The 244-nt window shown below is 37.7% G+C and carries 1 protein-coding gene; it reads left to right on the top strand.

Going from position 1 to position 244, the window contains the following annotated elements:
• Positions 1–23 precede the first annotated feature (23 nt).
• Positions 24–244 (top strand): transposase family protein (locus BU804_RS00130; RefSeq protein ID WP_143298892.1); only part of this gene is annotated, 221 nt, incomplete at its 3' end.

Raw genomic sequence — 244 nt, 5'->3', positions numbered from 1 at the left:
CAAAAATTTATAGAGACTTGGATTTGATTGAACGGGATTGTTTATGTACTTTCACGGAACCACTATCGTTTGCTGCACCATATCGGCATTATACAAATCGATTTGTGCATGAAATTTACGAATGCTGCCGAGAAACAACGGCTACTTATGCAGCCAAAAAATTTGGAATTAAGGATAAAACCGCTACGGAAATTTATCAAACTGTAGCAAAACGAAAACAAGAATTAAATCCCCTCCTCCCCAC

This window comes from Candidatus Protochlamydia sp. W-9 (assembly GCF_001950615.1).
Taxonomy (GTDB): Bacteria; Chlamydiota; Chlamydiia; order Chlamydiales; family Parachlamydiaceae; genus Protochlamydia; species Protochlamydia amoebophila.
The sequence above is the reverse complement of the archived record's forward strand: the minus strand, read 5'-3'. Positions and strand labels throughout refer to the sequence as shown.